This window comes from Streptomyces sp. PU-14G, assembly GCF_041028275.1.
Classification (GTDB): domain Bacteria; phylum Actinomycetota; class Actinomycetes; order Streptomycetales; family Streptomycetaceae; genus Streptomyces.
In genome coordinates this window covers 1-2,508 of record NZ_JASKYT010000594.1, presented here as the reverse complement: position 1 = coordinate 2,508, position 2,508 = coordinate 1, and the positions used below count along the sequence as shown (strand labels likewise).

Genomic DNA, 2,508 nt, shown 5'->3' with positions numbered 1-2,508 from the left:
CCCGAGGAGCGCCCCCGGAATACCCCCGCCCGTATCCCTGTTACGGTGACCATAGATACCCCCCGGGGTACAAGGCCGGGCAGACGCCGGCCACCGCATCGCCGTCGTGAGGAGGTACGGCCCGTGTTCTTCGTCGACACGCTGGAGTACGAGGGGCTGGGGAATCGGAGCTACCTGGCCGGAGGAGCGGCCGGCGCCGTCGCCGTGGACCCGCCCCGCGACATCGACCAGGTCATCGCCGCAGCCGCGCGGCGCGGGGTGCGCGTCACCCACGTCGCCGAGACACACCTGCACAACGACTACGTCACCGGCGGGTTGGAGCTCGCCCGCGTCACGGGGGCCCACTACCTGGTACCGGCCGGTGCCGCGGTCTCCTTCGACCGTGTCGCCGTCGACGACGGCGACACCGTCACCGTGGACGACGGCGTGGTCCTGCGCGCGGTGGCCACCCCAGGGCACACCCCGCACCACACCTCCTACGTACTGGAGCAGGAAGGGCAGGCGGTGGCGGCCTTCACCGGAGGGTCACTGCTGATCGGCACGGTCGGGCGCCCTGACCTGGTCGAGCCCCGGCTGACCGAGCCGCTGGCCCGGGCCCAGCACGCCTCCGCGCACCGGCTGGCCGACGAGCTGGACGAGGAGGTGCGGGTGCTGCCCACCCACGGGTTCGGCAGCTTCTGCTCCGGCTCCCAGACCGAGGGGGACACCACCACCATCGGCGCGGAACGCCGCACGAACGCCGCGCTGACGCAGGACGTGGACACCTTCGTCGCCGCACTCCTCGCGGGACTGGACGACGTGCCCGCCTACTACACGCACATGGGCCCGGCCAACGCCGCGGGACCCGCCCCCCTCGACCTCACCCCGCCCCGGCGGGCGGACGCCGACCAGATCGCCGAACGGCTCGCGGCCGGGGAGTGGGTGGTGGACCTGCGCAACCGCGTCGCCTTCGCCGAGGGCCACGTGGCCGGGTCGTTCAACTTCGAAGGCGACGGCAAGGTGGCCACCTACCTGGCGTGGCTGATCCCGTGGGGCAAGCCCGTCACGCTGCTGGCCGACACCCCCGGGCAGGTCGCCGCCGCGCAGCGGGAGCTGGCCCGGGTGGGCATCGACCGGCCGGCGGCCGCGGCCACCGGCGCCCCGCGCAACTGGGTGCGGGACGGCGACCGGCTCGCCTCCTTCCCCCGCGCCCGCTTCACCGATCTGGCCGAGGCGCGCGCCCGCGGCGGTGAACCCGTGGTGCTCGACGTACGGCGTGACTCCGAGCGCGCGGGCGGTTACCTGGAGGGGTCGGTGCACATTCCCGTGCATCAGCTCCCCGACCGCGTCGCCGAGGTGCCGCGCGGTCAGGTCTGGGTGCACTGCGCCGGCGGGATGCGGGCGGCGATCGCCGCCTCCCTTCTGGACGCGGTCGGACGCGAGGTGGTCGCCGTCGACGACGGTTTCGACGCCGCCGCGGACGCCGGGCTGCCCCTCACCCGCCCCGAGAGCTCCGAGAGCTCCGAGAGCTCCGACTGAACGACGCGGACCGCTCCGGAAGCTCCGCCCGAGTGCCCCGTTCCGGAAACCCCGGCTGGACGGCCGCCGCGCTCTTGGCCGGGCCGCCGCTCAGGCCAGGGAGAGGAACAGCTTCTCCAGGCGGGCCCGCATCTCGTCCCGGTCGCCGGCGGCGGCGCCGTCCGCGTCCGCCATGCAGTGCTGCAGGCCCGTGGCGATGATCGCGAAACCGGCCTTGTCCAGTGCCCGGGAGGCCGCCGCCAGCTGCGTGACCACCTCCTCGCAGTCCCGCCCGTCCTCGATCATCCTGATCACTCCGGCGATCTGCCCCTGCGCTCTGCGCAGCCGGTTGACCGCCGTCTTCAGCTCCTCGGCCGCCATCGTCAATTCCACAACGACTCCTATCGCCCTATACCCCTGCGGGTATCGTACCCGCGGGGGGACCCCCGAGAGAAAAGGAAAGATCCGCGTGACCGCCACCACCGCTCTGACCCCGGAGCAGGCCCACGCCCGCCTGGACGAGCTGACCGTGATCGATGTCCGCACGCCGGGCGAATTCGCGTCCGGACACCTGCCCGGCGCCCACAACGTCCCCCTCGACCACCTGGACGCCGCGCTCGACGCGCTCACGGCAGCCGCCGCACGCCACGGCCTGCTCATGGTCTGCGCCTCGGGGAACCGTTCCGCGCAGGCCTCCCGGCGCCTGGCAGAGCACGGTCTCGACTCCGCCACCCTCACCGGCGGTACGACGGCCTGGGACCGGCTCGGACACGACCTCCACCGGTCCACCGGCACCCGCGCCACATGGGCCATGGAACGCCAGGTCCGCCTCGCCGCCGGGTCCCTCGTGCTGACCGGACTGCTCGCCGCACGCCGCCTGCCCAAGGCGCGGTGGATAGCGGCGGGCGTCGCCGGCGGGCTGGTCTTCTCCGCCCTGACCGACACCTGCGGCATGGCCCGCGCCCTGGCCCGCCTCCCCCACAACCGGCCGCGGGCAACCGACCTGGAAGC

Annotated in this window: 3 protein-coding genes; 2 read left to right on the top strand and 1 reads right to left on the bottom strand. The window is 73.9% G+C overall.

What is annotated here, in order from left to right; translation table 11 throughout:
• The first annotated feature begins 123 nt into the window (after window positions 1–123).
• Window positions 124–1,518 carry a rhodanese-like domain-containing protein gene (locus AB8Z75_RS33755; RefSeq protein ID WP_369208776.1) on the top strand — a complete coding sequence of 465 codons (1,395 nt, stop codon included), beginning with the start codon at window positions 124–126 and terminating at the stop codon, window positions 1,516–1,518.
• 90 nt (window positions 1,519–1,608) lie between these two features.
• Here the strand turns inward: AB8Z75_RS33755 and AB8Z75_RS33750 are convergent, their stop codons facing one another.
• A complete protein-coding gene (locus AB8Z75_RS33750; RefSeq protein WP_369208774.1) occupies window positions 1,609–1,890 on the bottom strand; it encodes a metal-sensitive transcriptional regulator in 282 nt (93 codons plus the stop codon).
• A 76-nt stretch (window positions 1,891–1,966) separates the two neighbouring features.
• Between AB8Z75_RS33750 and AB8Z75_RS33745 the strand changes: the two genes are divergently transcribed.
• The coding region (locus AB8Z75_RS33745) for a rhodanese-like domain-containing protein (RefSeq protein WP_369208772.1) at window positions 1,967–2,508 on the top strand (542 nt) is incomplete at its 3' end.